This is a genomic window from Rhodococcus sp. 852002-51564_SCH6189132-a (assembly GCF_001665495.1).
Classification (GTDB): Bacteria; Actinomycetota; Actinomycetes; order Mycobacteriales; family Mycobacteriaceae; genus Rhodococcus; species Rhodococcus pyridinivorans.
In genome coordinates, this window is record NZ_LZMJ01000036.1 from 13,695 (window position 1) to 29,520 (window position 15,826).

Sequence of the window (15,826 nt, forward strand, 5' to 3'; positions counted from 1 at the left end):
ATCGTCAACCCGAGTCCGTCGGAAAGGACCACCCCTCGTGCCCACACCCTCGGTGCTGTTCGTGTGCGTGAAAAACGGCGGCAAATCCCAGATGGCTGCCGCCCTCATGCGCAAGACCGCAAGCGACCGGATCGTTGTCCATTCGGCCGGCACCACGCCCGGCTCGTCGCTCAACGCCCTGTCGATGCAGGTTCTCGAGGAAGTCGGGGCACCCACCGCGGGCGAGTACCCCAAGCCGATCGATCCGCAGCTGCTGTCCGAGGTCGACCTCGTCGTCACCCTCGGCGGCGAAGCCCACGTCGACGCGCCCGCCGGCGTAGTCGTGGAGAACTGGGACATCGACGAGCCGTCCGAGCGCGGCGTCGACGGTATCGAGCGGATGCGTCTGGTCCGCGGCGACATCGCCACCCGCGTCGACGAACTCGCCACCCGGCTACTCGACGCGACCCGCTGAGCACCTACCCCAACCAGGAGCAGAACACCATGAGCACGATCGCAGTCTTCGAACCGGCCCTGTGCTGCAACACCGGCGTGTGCGGCGAGGACCTCGACCAGAACCTGGTCACCTTCACCGCCGACATGGCCGCGCTGACCGGGCAGGGCGCCACCATCACCCGCCACAATCTGGCCAACGACCCGCTCGCGTTCGCGCACAACGAGACCGTCACAAAGTTCCTCGAACTTGCCGGATCGGACGGTCTTCCGCTGGTGCTCGTCGACGACGTCACCGTCGCCACCGGGCGTTACCCGACCCGCGCCGAGCTCGCCACGTGGGCCGGACTCGATGTTCCCGCCGCAGCGCCGTCCGGGGTGACCATGCTCGGGCTCGCCGACGACAACGACTCGTGCTGCACACCGGACGAGTCCACCTGCTGCTGACCACCCAGATCCGCACCCGCCCGCCGATCCGTCCGACGAGGAGTATCTGCTGCCATGACTGCCACCGACCCGACGTTCCTGACCGACCCACCCAGGTTCGTGTTCTTCACCGGCAAAGGCGGGGTCGGCAAGACCTCCATCGCGTGCGCGTCGGCGCTGCGCCTGGCCCGAGCCGGCAAGAGGGTGCTGCTGGTCTCGACCGACCCCGCGTCGAACGTCGGGCAGGTCTTCGGTCTGAGCATCGGCAACACGATCACCGAGATCCCCGCGGTGCCGGGGTTGTCGGCGCTCGAGATCGATCCCGAACAGGCCGCCGCCGCCTACCGTGAACGCATCGTCGGCCCGGTCCGCGGATTGCTGCCCGACGCGGAGATCGCGTCGATCACCGAACAGTTGTCCGGCTCGTGCACCACCGAAGTGGCCTCGTTCGACGAATTCACCTCGCTGCTCACCGATCCCGACGACCGGGTCGCCGGGTTCGATCACGTGCTGTTCGACACCGCCCCCACCGGCCACACCATCCGGCTGCTGCAGCTGCCCGGCAACTGGACCGAATTCCTCGATAACGGCAAGGGCGACGCGTCCTGCCTCGGGCCGCTCGCCGGCCTCGACAAGCAGAAGGCCATGTACGCCGGCGCGGTCGAGGCGCTGTCGGATCCCGGTCGCACCCGCCTGGTGCTCGTCGCCCGCGCCAACCGCTCTGCGCTGACCGAAATCGCCCGCACCCACGACGAACTCGCCGCGATCGGCATGACGAGACAGCATGTGGTCGTCAACGGCGTGCTGCCCGCCCCCGTCGACGACACCGATCAGCTGGCCACCGCCGTGCATCACCGCGAACAGGCGGCGCTCGCCGCGGTTCCCGCCGCGATCGCGGCGCTGCCCACGGATCTGGTCGCCCTCAAGCCGGTGAACATGGTCGGTCTCGACGCTCTGGCCACCCTGTTCGACATCACCACGGCCTCGAGTGCCGTCGGCGTCGATCCGGACGTCGCGGCGGTCACCGATGCTTCCCTGGCGGATCTGGTCGATGAGATCGAGTCCGACGGGCACGGTTTGGTGATGTGCATGGGCAAGGGCGGGGTCGGTAAGACCACCGTCGCCGCCGCGATCGCGGTGGCACTGGCCCGCCGTGGCCATGACGTGCACCTGACCACCACCGACCCTGCCGCGCACCTGACCGACACTCTCGCCGGGGAACTCGACCATCTTGAGGTCTCCCGCATCGACCCCCATGAGGCCAGTCAGGCCTACCGCAACCGGGTGCTGGCCGCCAAGGGCGCCGGGCTCGACGACGCCGGCCGCGCCACCCTCGCCGAAGATCTGCGGTCCCCCTGCACCGAAGAAGTCGCGGTGTTCCAGGCGTTTTCGAAGGTCATCCACGAATCACGCCGCAAGTTTGTCGTCGTCGACACCGCCCCCACGGGTCACACCTTGCTGTTGCTCGATGCGACCGGCTCGTATCACCGTGAGATCGCCCGGCAGATGGGCGACGGCGGACGCTTCACCACTCCTTTGATGCGGCTGCAGGACCCGGCACAGACCAAGATTGTGCTGGTCACGCTCGCCGAGACCACTCCGGTGCTCGAGGCCGCCGGTCTGCAGGGCGATTTGCGACGCGCCGGTATCGAGCCGTGGGCGTGGGTGGTCAACAACTCTCTTGCCGCAGCGGAGCCCACCGCACCGCTGCTCCGCCGGCGGGCCGTAGCCGAACTCGAGCAGATCGACAAGGTCCGGGGTGAGCTTGCCGACCGGTACGCGGTGATTCCGCTATCCACCACCGAACCCGTCGGAATCACCGCGGTGGGATCCTTGGCCGAACTGCGTCCGGAACCGTCGCCGGTGCAGTAGCTACCTGTAGAGGATTCAGCGGAACTTCTCCCGCGGAAGTCCGTCCACAGGTCTACCCAGAATCGGGAGCTACTCGCCGCTCGAGTATTGAAACTCGATGCTGCGACGATGTATCGGACATTATCGCCCACCCTGCCGCCTGAATACCCGTGGAGAAGAACTGTGCCGACTGTCCTTGCGTCCGACACCACCGATCTTGTGTCCGCGGTGGGTGCGGCTGTCGGTGGTGGTGCGACGGTCGTGGCCGCAGCGGCGGCGGTCGCCGCAGCTTTCGTGGCTGTTCGCACGTTGCGGGCGACGAAGCGTGACAGTCGGGACCGATCACGGCCGATGGTCGGTGCTGAATTGGTGATCGATCCTCAACTATCTGCTCGGACGGCGTCTCTGGTCGTACGCAACTTCGGACCCTCGGTGGCGTACAACGTCAAGGTTGAATTCGACCCACCACTGGCTGAGCAACCTACCCACAGCGGCCAGCCGAGCATCATCGCATTCCTCCTCAAGCGCTACGCCGACCCCATCCCCACCTTCATGCCCGGTAACGAACTGTTCAACATCTATTTCATCGGCAAAGAGGACCCGGACGACCCCGACCGGTCCATCCGCAACGATGAACAGATCCCCGATCGAGTCACCGTGACCATCACCTACGGATCTGCCCCCAACGAGCGTGATACCTACAGCGACACGTTCGTGCTCGACATGAGCGTTCATAGGTGGGGAACATTCTCGACGCACTCGGACTCACTGCACTCCCTGCAGAAACGCTCAATACAGGCATTGGAGAAGATCGCCCCCGCGATGGCGCACCTCGCCACGGACATCGGACGGATCGAGGAGTACCTCAAGCCCGAAAAGATCCGAGCACAGCAGGCCGTCGAAAAGATCGAGGAATGTCGCCAGATGCGCGAATTGAGCCGCCAGATGCTCGGAGACCGTTCTCCGTACGCGGACGAGGATGGAGAAGAGCGGCATGCCACCAACCCGCTGAACTCGAACGCCTTACGGTCACCCGGTGACGACAGCGTCCCGGACGGAATCCGCTCGCTCCAGGACCTGCGGGCACTCGCTCGCACGATCCGCATCTCGAGCCGGCCGGACCCGACGGAAATCGCCGCTGCGACGACCGCAGACACGTCCGCTGCGACTCCATACACCGATCTGGGAGGCATCAACGACACCGACCCGGACCCGGCCGGGCGGCAGAAGCCATGAACCGCACCCGCGGCGAGGACGGGGCCACCGTGTTGGTGATCGCCGGACGCAGCATCGACATCGACACCGCGACCGCCAAGGCCCACGGCTATCCGGCGGTGACCGTGGCCCGCTACGACCTGCCCGGACCCGGAGCACTCAAGGAGATCACCGCCGACGAGATCGCCCGCACCCACAAGGTGCGCTCCCGCATCAGCCACGCCCAACTCGACTGGTTCATCCGTACCGCCGTCGACGCCCCGTGGGCGGCGGCGCCGATCGAAGCACAACTGGTCGAGGCCGACCCGAACATCAGCGGCGAGCTCTACGACCGGGCCGAAGCCCTCTACGACCATTTCCGCACGGCCGCGCCCCGGCGCGTGGGGGTAGCCAAGATCAGCAAGGTGCTCCACCTCAAACGCCCCGGATTGTTCCCCATCCTCGACTCGAAGGTCAGGTGGGTGAGGTCGAGGTGGAGGCGCCGCAGCAGCTGGGCGTTGAGCGCGTCGAGAGGGGATGCGATGGCAGAAGAGTCCACTCTGGGGTCTACCGTGAACAAGTGCGCCGTGTGATGTTTCTTCTCCGTCCGAGCTGGTTCATTCTGGCCGTGGTGGTAGTCGGTTTCGCGTATGGGTGCTTCACCCTGCTCGCCCCGTGGCAGCTGAGCAAGAACACGAGCACCGAGGATCGGAATGCGCGGATCTCGGCATCGATGGCGCAGGACCCGGTCCCTGTCGCCGAGCTGCTCGGCGGTGACAGTGCGACGATCGACGACGAGTGGAGGCGGGTCGTCGCGCAGGGCTCGTATCTGCCCGACTCTGATGTGCTCGTCCGGTTGCGCAGCGTCGAATCCCAACCCGCGTACGAAGTGCTCACGCCGTTTGCGCTGGGTAATGGTCGGACGATTCTCGTCAATCGAGGTTATGTGCGTCCGGTACGCGGTAGCGAGGTCCCCGCAATCCCCGCCGCACCGGGCGGAAATGTCTCGCTCGATGCTCGGATCCGCAAGTCCCAAGGCACAATGGACGGCAAGGAGCCCTTCACTGACGCGGGCTATCAGCAAGTGTATTTTATCGACGCGCCGCAGGTCGCGGCTGTGACGGGTCTCGAACTCGAAGACGTCTACCTACAACTCGATGCTCACCAGCCGGGCGGGCTCGGAGTCATCCCACTTCCCCAACTTGATGCGGGTCCGTATCTGTCGTACGGGCTGCAGTGGCTCGCGTTCGGGATCATGGCCCCAATGGGACTGGGGTATTTCGTGTGGGCGGAGTTGAGGGAACGCCGCAAGGTGAAGGCCACCCGAACCGACGACGAGACGCCGCTCTCCGCGAGCGAGAGTCTCGCCGCCCGGTACGGCCGGCCGCGGTAACCGAGCCCAACGTTGTGCTCCGATTCGACAGTCCACGAGCTACGCGGGCAGCGACGGCCATCTTTGGACCGCGCACATTTCAGCATCAACGCCCAGCGGTTCCTCATGCTTCGAGCAAAAAAGTTCCAGCACACAAAGTGCCGTGCCGGTTTCGGGATCTGCTCTGTAGAATGAGACGGAAGGTTTTCTTCCCTTCTGAGGGAAGGGAGAGTCAGGTCGCAGGACTCGTTCACCTCGGTTCGACGGTATGAGGGCAAGTCGAGTCCTGCGATTCTGGCCGCCACATGATTGCCCGGACCTCAACATAATCCGTGTCTGCGCAGCACAACGTGCGGGTGGTCCCTGACTGGCCCCTTTCGAACTCGGACAGCAAGTAGTAGATGAGGAAGACGGTGCACTACCGGACTTGTTGTTCCGTCTGACTCAATCGCAGCGAGAGGCGCGGTGTCAGGTGGGTCGAGTGAGCATCGAAACCAGATCCTCCGGGACCTGCATCGGGGTCATCAGCCCCGCCGAAGTACGCCCGGTGTTGCCTTGAGGGTAGCGGCCCAGCGCCGAGCCGGGAGCGGCGAGCAGAATCCGCACGACCTGGCCCACAGCCTCGCGGCGATCACGCTGGCGCAGCGCCAAGGTGAACATGGCGAGGTGGTTGCGGGTGTGCGGCCACGGGTAGGGCTGGGACAAGATGTGGGCGCGTTCGAGGTGGCGCCAGCGCCTGACATCGTCGCTGCTATGTCGAGCGGCGGTCATCTCCGCGGTGTAGAGGGTGCGCAGCTGTTCGGGCATTCGACTCATGAGATGTGGTCCCTGTTGGAGGTTGCGAGAAGCAGGGCGCCGACGACGAGGACAACACCGCAGGTGATGTAGGTGTCGGCGAGGTTGAAGGTGGGCCACCACCCGGTGTGGAAATAATCGGTGACTTTGCCATCAAGGAAGCGGTCGACGACGTTGGCGGTGGCGCCGGCGACGATCGCGGCCAGGCCGATGGTCTGGATCAGTGGACTGTCGAGTGCAGTGCGCCAGGCGAACACGCCGATCGTCACGGTGAGGGCAGCGGTGACGGCAAGAACGACGGTAGGGGGGAGCTGGTCACCGAGACTGAACGCGACCCCGGTGTTGTAGGCCAACCGTAGTTGCAACAACCCGAAATCGATTGCCCGCCCACCGGACAGCGCGTCGCGCGCCACCGGATCGAGGGCCAACGCGACCGCAGCCAGGGCACCCACCAGCACGACGAGAATACCTCGGCCGCAACGCCGCCTGCCCACGGGCACTACGGACGACACGGAGTTGTCCTTATCTGTCATGACCGAGCTCCGGCGACCGGCACGGATGACTTTGTCGATTCTGTTGTCGCGGTCAGGCTCCGGGCGTGTCCGGCGCGCACCCCGTTGGCGATCACAATGATCTCGGCGATCTCGTGGACCAGGACGACGGCGGCCAGCCCGAGTATCCCGAACAGGGCCAGGGGCATCAGGACGGTGATGATCGCGAGCGAGAGGCCGACGTTCTGCAACATGATCGTCCGGGAGCGTCGGGCGTGCTGCAGGGCTTGGGGTAGGTGCCGCAAGTCCTCACCCATCAGGGCGACATCGGCGGTTTCGATGGCGACGTCGGTGCCCATCGCGCCCATCGCGATCCCGAGGTCGGCGGTGGCCAGGGCCGGGGCGTCGTTGACGCCGTCGCCGACCATCGCCGTCGGCCGCGTACCGCGGAGAGTGTCGATGATGCGGGCCTTGTCCTCCGGACGCAGATCGGCGTGGACCTCGTCGATGCCGACGGCGGCGGCCAACGCTCGTGCGGTGCGCTCGTTGTCGCCGGTGAGCATCGCCACGGTGTAACCGTCGCGGCGCAACTCAGCGACGACGTCGCGGGCTTCGGGGCGCAGTTCGTCGCGCACCGCGACCGCGCCGATCAGGGCGCCGTCGCATTCGATGAGCACCGCGGTGGCTCCGGCGTGCTGCATCCGCTCGATATCCGCGGCCAGGGGGCCAGGATCGATCCAGCCGGGCCGGCCGAGCCGGGCGGGGATGCCGCCGACGTGTCCGGTCAGTCCGGCCCCGGGGACCGCATCGACGTCCTCGGCCGGGGTGTAGTCGTCGACGGCGGCGAGGATCGCTGCGGCGAGGGGGTGTTCGCTGCGGGCCTCGAGGGCGGCGGCGACGTTCAGGACGTCGCCGCGGGTGGCGCCGCCGGTGGTGGCGACGTCGATGACCTCGGGGCGGTTGCGGGTCAGGGTGCCGGTCTTGTCCAGCGCGACGGTGCGGATCCGGCCCAACGCTTCGAGGGCGGCACCGCCCTTGACCAGGACACCGAGCTTGGACGCGGCGCCGATCGCGGCGACCACCGTGACCGGGATCGCGATGGCCAGCGCACACGGGGACGCGGCGACCAGCACCACCAGGGCGCGTTCGATCCACACCAGCGGATCGCCGAACACGCTGCCGATCGCGGCGATCAGCGCCGCGGCAACCATCACCCCCGGAACCAGAGGCTTGGCGATCTTGTCGGCCAGACGCTGGGCCTCGCCCTTGCGGGACTGCTCGGCCTCGACGATCCGCACGATCTTGGCCAGCGAGTTGTCCTGCGCACCGGCGGTGACCTCGACCTCGAGAACGCCGGTGCCGTTGATCGAGCCGGCGAACACCTCGGAGCCCGGTGCGGCCTCGACCGGGACGGATTCGCCGGTGATCGCGGAGGTGTCCAGGGCGGTGCGGCCGGTGCGGATGGTGCCGTCGGTGGCGAGCCGCTCCCCGGGTTTGACGATCATGATCTCCCCGAGCACCAACTCTGCGGGGGCGACGGTCTGTTCACGACCGCCACGCAGGACGGTGGCGGTGTCCGGCACCAGATTCAGCAGGGCGCGTAGGCCGCGGCGGGTGCGGGTGACCGCGTACTCTTCGAGGCCCTCGCTGATGGCGAACAGAAAGGCGAGCATCGCGGCCTCGCCGACCTCGCCGAGCAGCACGGCGCCGACGGCGGCGATCGTCATCAGAGTGCCGACCCCGATCTTGCCGCGGGCCAGGCGTGTGAGGGTGGAGGGGACGAAGGTGTAGCCGGCGACGATCAGCGCCAGGGCTTCGAGGGTCAGCTTCACCGGGTGGGGGCCGTCGGTCCACCCCACGACCAGGGCGGCAACCAGCAGCAGCCCGGCGACGGCGGCCGCCCGAATCTCGGTGACCTGCCACCACTTGTCGGGCTCGTGGTCTTCCTCACCCTCGACGCGGGGTTCGTCGTGGCCGCAACCGCACGCGTCACTCACGACTTCTCCCCGGTGTCGGTGCTGTAGTTCGGGCACAGCGCGACGGCGTTGCCCGTCGCGGCCAAGAGGGTTTCGGCCGCGGCGAGCAGATCGAGCAGTTCCGGTCGGGTCAGCGAGTAGAACACCTGCCGGCCCTCGGGTCGGCCCTGCACCAGACCGCAGTCCCGCAGGCACGCCACATGCGCGGAAATCGTCGACTGCGCCAAGTCGAGCGCGCCCACCAGATCCGCCACGCGGGCTTCACCGCCGGCGAGCCGGCGCACGATGGCTAGGCGGGTGCCGTCGGAGAGGCTGTGGAACAACGCCACTGCCGAATCCACGGATTCGCGGGCGTGGCAACCCACATCATTGATCGTCATATGACGATAATAACCGGCACTCAACGATATGAATAGGTCGGGTCACCGGCGGGCATCCTCACAGCCCGAATGCATCACCCTCGGCGAGAATGAACACGCCGAGACCGATCAACACGATCGGAAACAGCACGTGTTCCCAGCGCTCAAGAACCTCGGCGATCGGCTTGCGGGTGGCGAGGTAGCGCGCCGCGATGACCAGAACTGCAACCAAGGCCAAAAAGACGATCGAGTAGGCCACCACCGCGGGGGCTCCGACAGTGACGAACACCGGGACGTAGACCCCGATGTTGTCGCCTCCATTGGCGAACGTAACCGCGGCGACCGTCCCTACCGCGACCTTCTTACCGGCGGTTTTCTGTTCGTCGTCCTCCCCTCGCCCCCGCCATGCCCGCCATGCGGCGTACGCACCCAGAAGCAGAGGGATCAGACCGAAGTAGGCGATCACCTCCTCCGGCAAGAAGGTCGTCGCCCCCACTGCGACCAGAACGGAGGCGGCGAGGATGGCGCCGAATCCCAGATACTGTCCCACCAAAATCGCTGTGGTGGTGCCCCCAACCCCGGCTCCTCGAGCGAAGAACAGCGACAGCACGATGATGTCGTCGATATTGGTCACGAGAAACAGGCCGACCGCCTGCAGGACGGACGCGAGCAGATTCATGAGCACCTTTCGACCCGGCGCCCGAACCCGTCCGCTTACGAGCGATCCGGGAAGACAGCAACGCTTCGGCGCACACCTATAATCGATTGAAGGGGATTATATCGGGTTTCGACGATGACAGAGTCGCCGCCCTGGTGGGATCGCCCTCGGCCACGCCGGCCCCCGGCCCCCGGGACCTCGGGTGCCGCCCAACGCCTCAATCCATCAAGGTGCACATCAACGGCCCCGCAAGGACAGTGACGATGACGGCCCCGAGCAGGACGGTGACGCCGAGACGAACGAGCGGCGGAGGCGGGCTGACCAGCCGCGCGGCGCGGGCGGTGAGCCCACCGCCGCCGCCGAGGGTACCTTCCGGGGCCGGATGCCCACCCAAGGCGAGCAAACCGCCGAGGAGGGCCCGCCTTCCCTGTCCGCGGACCGACACGTCGTCAGCGCACATCTCGAACAGACGCCCGATCTCGGTGGCGCCGACCCGGAACAGGGAAACCCCGGGCAGTGCCGCTGCCACACTGTGGACGACATCGAGCACCAGCGAGTGGCGGCGGCCGAGGTGGGCTCGCTCGTGCGCGAGGACGGCGGCGAGCTGCCGGGGATCGAGCACCGCCAACGCGCCACGGGTGATCACCACCGATCTTTCGCGTCCGGCTATGCAGTACGCCACTCGTTCCTCGGAGTCGATCACCACTGCGTCGAGATCGGGGATGCGACGTCCGACCATCCGGGCCAGGTGGGCGTGCTCATGGGTGCGGGCTCGGCGGCGCTGCACACCCCGGCAGATCCGCCACGCCCCGACGACCCCCACGGCCGCCCCCCGGACAATACGATTCCCGACAGCAGACGCATGTCTGCGCCGGAGTGCTCGCCGACGCTTGTCGAGAGCGCGCCGACACAGTCGACGATCCATCGAGCGGCGTCACCACCTCTGCCGAGCACGTCGACGAGGGCAATCGCCACGGCAGCGGTTGCGGCGACGGACACACCTGTGATTGCGCTCAGCCAGGCGGCCACGCCCAGGCGCGGGGCGATCCCGGCGGCGGTCAGCCGTGCCAGGACCACGGGACCGAACACCGCGACGGCGGCGGCGTAGAGCAGCAGGCAGAGGACGGGGATCACGCGGTGTCCTCGCCGCCGGACAGTCGACGCAGTGCTTGGCGCAGGCTCGCCGACTCCTCCGCGCTCATCTGCTCGACGAAGTGGGTCAAGACCAGATCGGTCTGCCCGCCCGCGTCGAACACCTCGCGCATCAGCCGAGCCGTGTGTTGTTCCCGGCTCAGTGTCGGCCAGTAGGTGAATGCCTTGCCGGTGCGGACCCGTGCCAGCCACCCTTTGCGGTACAGGTTGTCCATCGTCGACATCACCGTGGTGTAGGCGATGTCGCGGTGCGCGGCGAGAGCGTCGAAGATCTGCCGGACCGTGGTGGTGCCCTCGCGCTCCCAGATCCGGTCCATCACCACGGCCTCGAGTTCACCGAACCCCTTCACCCGCACCGTTGCCTCCGCTTTCGTGTCTGCCGTTCTCCCAGGGTAAGGCGGGCCGGATGCGTCCGCGGCCGGTCACCGCCGTTGACCCTCCCGATCACCCGGATCGACCGTGCACCTACTGAGCGCAACCGAGCGGATGGATGTGCCGGTGGCCGGCGGTGTCGAAGTGCACCAGGTCGGTGACCGGATCGAGCACCACGTCGGTCAGGACGGTGTGCAGGCCGATGTGGACTCCGGTCAGCAGTCCGAGCGCCACCGAGTCGTGATCGGCGATGCGCCGAACGGTGAATCGTCGACAGGGCAGGACGGCGGTCAGAAGATCGGGCCACGACTCGGCGCGGTCTTCGGTCGGGAACGGGATGGGACTGCCGAACGGGTTCGACCGCGGATATCCCAGGACCCGGACGAGTCGGACCTCGAACAGTATGCCGACAACATGCTCGAGCCGGTCGGCCTCTCTCGGGAGTTCGATCCACAGCAGGGACAACTCCGGTGCCCTGAAGGTCTTCACCGGGCAGTTCCGCCGCACCACGTTTCTCGCGTGTTGTCGGCCGTGGCCGGTCAACTCCGCTCGGTGCGCCGTGGGGCGGACGATCAGATCGGCGGCCCCCTGGCGTCGGTGCATGGTTGACACTGCTGACAGCCTCCAGCCCAGACGGGCTGCCCGCGCCGTGGTCGAGGTTTCTTCGCAGCGGCCGCTCCGACGGTAGAGGCTCGCAAGTTAGTCCTCCACCGCCTCGAGGTGGTGAACCCGCCACGGGCGCCACAGCGGAGGTGAACCGGTCGTTTTCGGCATGAACGCTTCCTTGCTGGACGAGCCCAGGACCAGCGTTCCCGTCTACATCTACTATCTACGTACGGAGATAGTAGATGCGCGAAAGCGGCGCATCGCGATCGAGGAGGAGGTGAAACATGCAGGAAATGATTGCGAATTTGCAGGCGCTGTGGGACTGCCACGTGATGATGCTCAGCGGCGCATGCCAGATGTGTGCGTCGATGATGTGCTGCTGATCCCGACCGGTCGTCCGATCGAAATACTATCTCGCGTAGTATTTCGGTCGGACGACAACGGAGAGGGGCCACATGTCTACCAGAGCCGCATGGTCGATCACGTGTCTGTTCGTGATCGTCGCGTTCGTGGTGGCGCTGTGGCCCCAACGGGAGGACGACACCGTGACCCCAGCCGATTCCGGGCTACAGCCGACCGCGGTATCCGCCCGCCCCGCCCCGGCACGCAACGCTCTGCCCGACCCGGGCGCGACCCCGCCCTGCCCGACCGGCACGGGCATCGGGGCTGCAGGTCCCCTGGCGGAGGTGACGGTGCGGTGCCTGGGTTCGGACCGCCCCGTCGATCTCGGCGGCGCCCTGGCCGGGGAACCGGCCCTGCTCAACGTGTGGGCCTCGTGGTGCGGACCGTGCCGGGAAGAAATGCCCGTGCTCGATGCCTACGCCCGCGAGCCCGGCGCGGTGCGGGTGATCGGGATCAACGTGCAGGACACCGCGGGCTCCGCCGCGACGCTGATGACCGACCTGCGCATCGGCTACCCCTCGTTCGTCGACACCGACGACCGGGCACAGCAGGCACTGGCCGGCCCACCCGTGTTGCCGCTGACCTTCCTTCTGCAGCGCGACGGTTCGGTGGACCGGATCGCCGAGCCCGCGGTGTTCACAGGCCCGGACCAGGTCCGTGCCGCGGTGAACGGGCTGCTGCGATGACCGGCGTAAAGCCGACAGGCGGCCGGCCGTCTCGACTGCTGGGCCGAGTGGTCCTGGCCGTGGTGGTGCTGGTGGGGGTGAGCGGCTGCGGCACCGGCTCCGACGCCGTCGCCCAGGGTGGCACCTTCGATTTCGTCGCCCCCGGTGGACAGACCGACATTTTCTACGATCCGCCGGCCGACCGCGGCACCCTCGGCGCGCTCTCCGGCCCGGACCTGATGACCGACGGCGTCACCGTCGACCTGGCCGATTACGCCGACCAGGTGGTCGTGCTCAACCTGTGGGGACAGTGGTGCGCCCCGTGCCGCAGCGAAGCCGACGATCTCGAGCGCGCCTACGCAGCCACCCAGGATCTGGGAGTGCAGTTTCTCGGTATCAACGTCCGCGATCCCCAGCGCGACAAGGCCCAGGACTTCGTGATCGACAACAATGTGTCCTACCCATCGATCTACGACCCGCCGATGGCGACCTTGACCGCCCTCGGTGGCGCCTTTCCCACCAGCGTCATCCCGTCCACGCTCGTCCTCGACCGGCAGCATCGCGTCGCGGCGGTGTTCCTGCGGGCCCTGCTGACCGAGGACCTGCAACCGGTCATCGAACGCGTGGCGGCCGAACAGTGACCGTGACTGTGCTCGCGCAGGGAATCGGGGCGAGTTTCCAGACCGCGGCCGCGTCCGGGCCGCTGCTGTTGGCGGTGGGCGCCTGTCTGTTGGCCGGGTTGATCTCGTTCGCCTCTCCGTGCGTGGTGCCCCTGGTGCCCGGCTACCTGTCGTATCTGGCCGGCGTCTCCGGCGCCGAAGCACCGGCCCTGACCCCTGCCGGTGTAGGCACCGCCGGGGTACACACCACGGGCCGGTGGCGGGTCACCGGCGCCGCCGGCCTGTTCGTCGCCGGTTTCACCGTGGTGTTCGTGCTGGCCACCGCCTCGGTATTCGGGGTGATCGGGGCACTGCGGATCAACCAGGAACTGCTCCAACGCCTCGGCGGGGTGATCACCATCGTGATGGGCCTGGCCTTCATCGGCCTGATTCCGGCATTGCAGAAGGACACCCGTTTTGCGCCCCGGCGCATCTCCTCACTCGCCGGCGCCCCGCTGCTCGGTGGGGTCTTCGCGCTGGGGTGGACACCGTGCCTGGGCCCGACGTTGGCCGGGGTGCTGTCTGTGGCGGCCGGCACCGAAGGCACCACCGCCGCCCGCGGAGTGCTGTTGATCGTCGCGTACTGCCTGGGACTGGGACTGCCGTTCATCGCCTTGGCGTTCGGTTCGTCCTCGGCCCTGCGCGGTGTCGGATGGCTGCGCCGCCACTCTCGCACCATTCAAATCGTCGGCGGCGTGATGCTCCTCGCGGTCGGCATCGCTCTGCTGACCGGGGCATGGGAGTTGTTCATCGCGTGGATCCGGGATGAGTTCGTCACCAGCGTGGTGCTACCGATATGACCCTCACCGACCGGAATCCGGCACCACCGCTACCGAGTCCTCCTCCGTGGCGCCGCGCCCTCGCCCAGGCCCGGAACCTGTGGCGTCAGCTCACCTCGATGCGCACCGCCCTGGTGCTGCTGTTCCTGCTCGCGGTCGCCGCGATCCCCGGGGCGCTGCTCCCGCAACGCAACCTCAACGTCGGCAAGGTCGACGAGTACATCGCCGCCCGCCCGGTTCTCGGCCCGCTCCTGGACCGACTCGAAATGTTCGACGTGTTCGCCAGCTTCTGGTTCACCGCCATCTACGCGCTGCTGATGATCTCGCTCATCGGATGTCTGCTCCCGCGCCTGCGCGAGCATCTGCGGGCGCTGCGCAGTGAGCCGGTCGCGGTACCGCGCAATCTGTCCCGGCTGCCGCACCACCACCAGGGAAAACTCGACACTCCCATCGACGACACTCTCGAGCAGGTACAGACCGTGCTGCGCCGGTGGCGAACGGTCACCCGCACCGGCGACGACGGGCACCGGTCGATCTCCGCCGAAAAGGGCTACCTGCGCGAGGCCGGCAACCTGGTCTTCCACTTCTCCCTGGTGGGGTTGTTGGTGGCGGTGGCCACCGGCCGGTTGTTCGGGTACGAGGGCGCGGTGATCGTCATCGCCGACGGCGGTCCCGGGTTCTGCAACACCTCCCCGGCGGTGTACGACTCGTTCCGAGCCGGTACCGCCACCGACGGCACCGGACTCGAGCCCTTCTGCGTCAGGGTCGAGGACTTTTCCGCCGACTACCTCGACAACGGCCAAGCGAAGATGTTCACCTCGAACATCTCCTACCAAAACGGAGAGGACTTGGGCACCGACCGCTGGCAGCAGCACCGACTGCGGGTCAACGAACCGCTGCGCCTGGGCAACGAACGGGTCTACCTCACCGGCCACGGCTACGCGCCCCGGTTCACCGTGACCTTCCCCGACGGACAATCGCGCACCGAAACATTGCAGTTCGCCCCCGAGGACGCCACCACGTTCCTCAGCAGCGGCGCCCTGCGTTTCGATCCGCCCGGCGGCACCTACCCGGATCCGGACGAGCGCCGCCGCAACCAGATCGCGCTCGAAGGGCTGTTCGCGCCCACCGCAGCGTTCGACGGCACCTTGCTGACCTCGGTGTTCCCCGACATGTTGGATCCGGCCGTGGCCATCGACATCTACAAGGGCGATACCGGCCTGGATACCGGCATTCCGCAGTCGATCTTCAAGCTGAACTCCGAAATGATCAATCAGGGCCGGTTGGTCAAACAGGACCGCGTCAACCTGAAGCCCGGCGAGTCCACGACCCTGGCCGACGGTACCGCGGTACGGTTCGACGGCGCCGAGGAATTCGCCTACCTGCAGGTCTCTCATGATCCCGCGCAGAACTGGGTGCTGGTCTTCGCAATCACCATGATGGGCGGACTTCTGGCCTCGCTGGTGATCAAGCGCCGCCGGATCTGGGTGCGGTTGCGCCCTGACGGCGCCGGCACCGCCCTCGAACTGGGGGGATTGGCCCGTACCGACCAGGCCGGGTGGGGTTCGGAGTTCACCGACATCTGTCAGCGCCTGCTACCCGATGTGCCCTCTGCTCCGAAGGAAGACCGATAGCGT

General features: G+C 67.2%; 19 protein-coding genes. 10 read left to right on the forward strand and 9 right to left on the reverse strand.

Annotation, left to right across the window (positions count from 1 at the left end):
- Positions 1–37 precede the first annotated feature (37 nt).
- From A5767_RS07405 to A5767_RS07430, 6 genes are all read left to right on the forward strand, one after another.
- Positions 38–454 carry an arsenate-mycothiol transferase ArsC gene (locus tag A5767_RS07405; protein ID WP_006554197.1) on the forward strand — a complete coding sequence of 139 codons (417 nt, stop codon included), beginning with the start codon at positions 38–40 and terminating at the stop codon, positions 452–454.
- A 29-nt stretch (positions 455–483) separates the two neighbouring features.
- Positions 484–879 carry an arsenite efflux transporter metallochaperone ArsD gene (gene arsD, locus A5767_RS07410; protein ID WP_006554196.1) on the forward strand — a complete coding sequence of 132 codons (396 nt, stop codon included), beginning with the start codon at positions 484–486 and terminating at the stop codon, positions 877–879.
- A gap of 54 nt (positions 880–933) precedes the next feature.
- Positions 934–2,730: an arsenical pump-driving ATPase gene (gene arsA, locus A5767_RS07415; RefSeq protein ID WP_006554195.1), complete on the forward strand. Its 1,797-nt coding sequence runs from the start codon at positions 934–936 to the stop codon at positions 2,728–2,730.
- Between the two features lie 162 nt (positions 2,731–2,892).
- Positions 2,893–3,945 carry a hypothetical protein gene (locus tag A5767_RS07420; protein WP_006554194.1) on the forward strand — a complete coding sequence of 351 codons (1,053 nt, stop codon included), beginning with the start codon at positions 2,893–2,895 and terminating at the stop codon, positions 3,943–3,945.
- Positions 3,942–4,496 carry a DUF6308 family protein gene (locus A5767_RS07425; protein WP_006554193.1) on the forward strand — a complete coding sequence of 185 codons (555 nt, stop codon included), beginning with the start codon at positions 3,942–3,944 and terminating at the stop codon, positions 4,494–4,496. The genes A5767_RS07420 and A5767_RS07425 overlap by 4 nt, the downstream gene beginning before the upstream one ends.
- On the forward strand, positions 4,484–5,296 hold the full coding sequence (locus tag A5767_RS07430; protein ID WP_039958570.1) for an SURF1 family cytochrome oxidase biogenesis protein: 813 nt from the start codon (positions 4,484–4,486) through the stop codon (positions 5,294–5,296). The genes A5767_RS07425 and A5767_RS07430 overlap by 13 nt, the downstream gene beginning before the upstream one ends.
- 447 nt (positions 5,297–5,743) lie before the next feature.
- On the opposite strand, the gene A5767_RS07435 is transcribed toward A5767_RS07430, so the two are convergent.
- The 9 genes from A5767_RS07435 to A5767_RS07470 all read right to left on the reverse strand — a co-directional run bounded on the left by A5767_RS07435 (position 5,744) and on the right by A5767_RS07470 (position 11,681).
- Entirely contained in the window at positions 5,744–6,091 is a 348-nt protein-coding gene (locus A5767_RS07435) for a DUF3703 domain-containing protein (protein ID WP_033098568.1), read from the reverse strand.
- Positions 6,088–6,603: a signal peptidase II gene (gene lspA, locus A5767_RS07440; RefSeq protein WP_051121673.1), complete on the reverse strand. Its 516-nt coding sequence runs from the start codon at positions 6,601–6,603 to the stop codon at positions 6,088–6,090. The genes A5767_RS07435 and lspA overlap by 4 nt, the downstream gene beginning before the upstream one ends.
- Positions 6,600–8,558 (reverse strand): heavy metal translocating P-type ATPase, encoded by a 1,959-nt coding sequence (locus A5767_RS07445; protein WP_033098567.1) that lies wholly within the window; start codon positions 8,556–8,558, stop codon positions 6,600–6,602. Before A5767_RS07445 ends, lspA begins: the two co-directional genes overlap by 4 nt.
- Positions 8,555–8,917, reverse strand: coding sequence for an ArsR/SmtB family transcription factor (locus A5767_RS07450; RefSeq protein ID WP_081263498.1), 363 nt, complete (start codon positions 8,915–8,917; stop codon positions 8,555–8,557). Before A5767_RS07450 ends, A5767_RS07445 begins: the two co-directional genes overlap by 4 nt.
- 58 nt (positions 8,918–8,975) lie before the next feature.
- The gene (locus A5767_RS07455) at positions 8,976–9,575 is read right to left on the reverse strand and encodes a cadmium resistance transporter (RefSeq protein ID WP_006554188.1); all 600 of its coding nucleotides are present in this window, start codon (positions 9,573–9,575) and stop codon (positions 8,976–8,978) included.
- A 196-nt stretch (positions 9,576–9,771) separates the two neighbouring features.
- Complete coding sequence (locus A5767_RS07460) at positions 9,772–10,293, reverse strand: M56 family metallopeptidase (RefSeq protein ID WP_051121672.1); 522 nt, start codon at positions 10,291–10,293, stop codon at positions 9,772–9,774.
- Positions 10,254–10,688: a hypothetical protein gene (locus tag A5767_RS23325; protein ID WP_006554186.1), complete on the reverse strand. Its 435-nt coding sequence runs from the start codon at positions 10,686–10,688 to the stop codon at positions 10,254–10,256. Before A5767_RS23325 ends, A5767_RS07460 begins: the two co-directional genes overlap by 40 nt.
- Entirely contained in the window at positions 10,685–11,062 is a 378-nt protein-coding gene (locus A5767_RS07465) for a BlaI/MecI/CopY family transcriptional regulator (RefSeq protein ID WP_033098566.1), read from the reverse strand. The genes A5767_RS23325 and A5767_RS07465 overlap by 4 nt, the downstream gene beginning before the upstream one ends.
- A 109-nt stretch (positions 11,063–11,171) precedes the next feature.
- Positions 11,172–11,681 (reverse strand): iron dependent repressor, metal binding and dimerization domain protein, encoded by a 510-nt coding sequence (locus tag A5767_RS07470; protein ID WP_072740577.1) that lies wholly within the window; start codon positions 11,679–11,681, stop codon positions 11,172–11,174.
- 458 nt (positions 11,682–12,139) lie between these two features.
- Here A5767_RS07470 and A5767_RS07475 point away from each other — a divergent pair, with 458 nt between their 5' ends.
- Genes A5767_RS07475 through resB form a run of 4 tightly spaced genes read left to right on the forward strand, consistent with a single transcriptional unit; the run spans position 12,140 to position 15,823 of the window.
- A complete protein-coding gene (locus A5767_RS07475) occupies positions 12,140–12,772 on the forward strand; it encodes a TlpA family protein disulfide reductase (protein ID WP_006554183.1) in 633 nt (210 codons plus the stop codon).
- Complete coding sequence (locus A5767_RS07480; RefSeq protein WP_051121670.1) at positions 12,769–13,392, forward strand: TlpA disulfide reductase family protein; 624 nt, start codon at positions 12,769–12,771, stop codon at positions 13,390–13,392. Before A5767_RS07475 ends, A5767_RS07480 begins: the two co-directional genes overlap by 4 nt.
- Positions 13,389–14,210 carry a cytochrome c biogenesis CcdA family protein gene (locus A5767_RS07485; protein ID WP_006554181.1) on the forward strand — a complete coding sequence of 274 codons (822 nt, stop codon included), beginning with the start codon at positions 13,389–13,391 and terminating at the stop codon, positions 14,208–14,210. Before A5767_RS07480 ends, A5767_RS07485 begins: the two co-directional genes overlap by 4 nt.
- Entirely contained in the window at positions 14,207–15,823 is a 1,617-nt protein-coding gene (gene resB / locus A5767_RS07490; protein WP_006554180.1) for a cytochrome c biogenesis protein ResB, read from the forward strand. The genes A5767_RS07485 and resB overlap by 4 nt, the downstream gene beginning before the upstream one ends.
- Positions 15,824–15,826: the final 3 nt, after the last annotated feature.

Coding starts and splice junctions, on each gene's coding strand:
- A5767_RS07475 (WP_006554183.1), top strand. CDS start 12,140: ATGTCTACCAGAGCCGCATGGTCGATCACGTGTCTGTTCGTGATCGTC.
- A5767_RS07455 (WP_006554188.1), bottom strand. CDS start 9,575: ATGAATCTGCTCGCGTCCGTCCTGCAGGCGGTCGGCCTGTTTCTCGTG.
- A5767_RS07460 (WP_051121672.1), bottom strand. CDS start 10,293: ATGGTCGGACGTCGCATCCCCGATCTCGACGCAGTGGTGATCGACTCC.
- A5767_RS07425 (WP_006554193.1), top strand. CDS start 3,942: ATGAACCGCACCCGCGGCGAGGACGGGGCCACCGTGTTGGTGATCGCC.
- A5767_RS07480 (WP_051121670.1), top strand. CDS start 12,769: ATGACCGGCGTAAAGCCGACAGGCGGCCGGCCGTCTCGACTGCTGGGC.
- resB (WP_006554180.1), top strand. CDS start 14,207: ATGACCCTCACCGACCGGAATCCGGCACCACCGCTACCGAGTCCTCCT.
- A5767_RS07435 (WP_033098568.1), bottom strand. CDS start 6,091: ATGAGTCGAATGCCCGAACAGCTGCGCACCCTCTACACCGCGGAGATG.
- arsA (WP_006554195.1), top strand. CDS start 934: ATGACTGCCACCGACCCGACGTTCCTGACCGACCCACCCAGGTTCGTG.
- A5767_RS07470 (WP_072740577.1), bottom strand. CDS start 11,681: ATGCACCGACGCCAGGGGGCCGCCGATCTGATCGTCCGCCCCACGGCG.
- lspA (WP_051121673.1), bottom strand. CDS start 6,603: ATGACAGATAAGGACAACTCCGTGTCGTCCGTAGTGCCCGTGGGCAGG.
- arsD (WP_006554196.1), top strand. CDS start 484: ATGAGCACGATCGCAGTCTTCGAACCGGCCCTGTGCTGCAACACCGGC.
- A5767_RS07450 (WP_081263498.1), bottom strand. CDS start 8,917: ATGACGATCAATGATGTGGGTTGCCACGCCCGCGAATCCGTGGATTCG.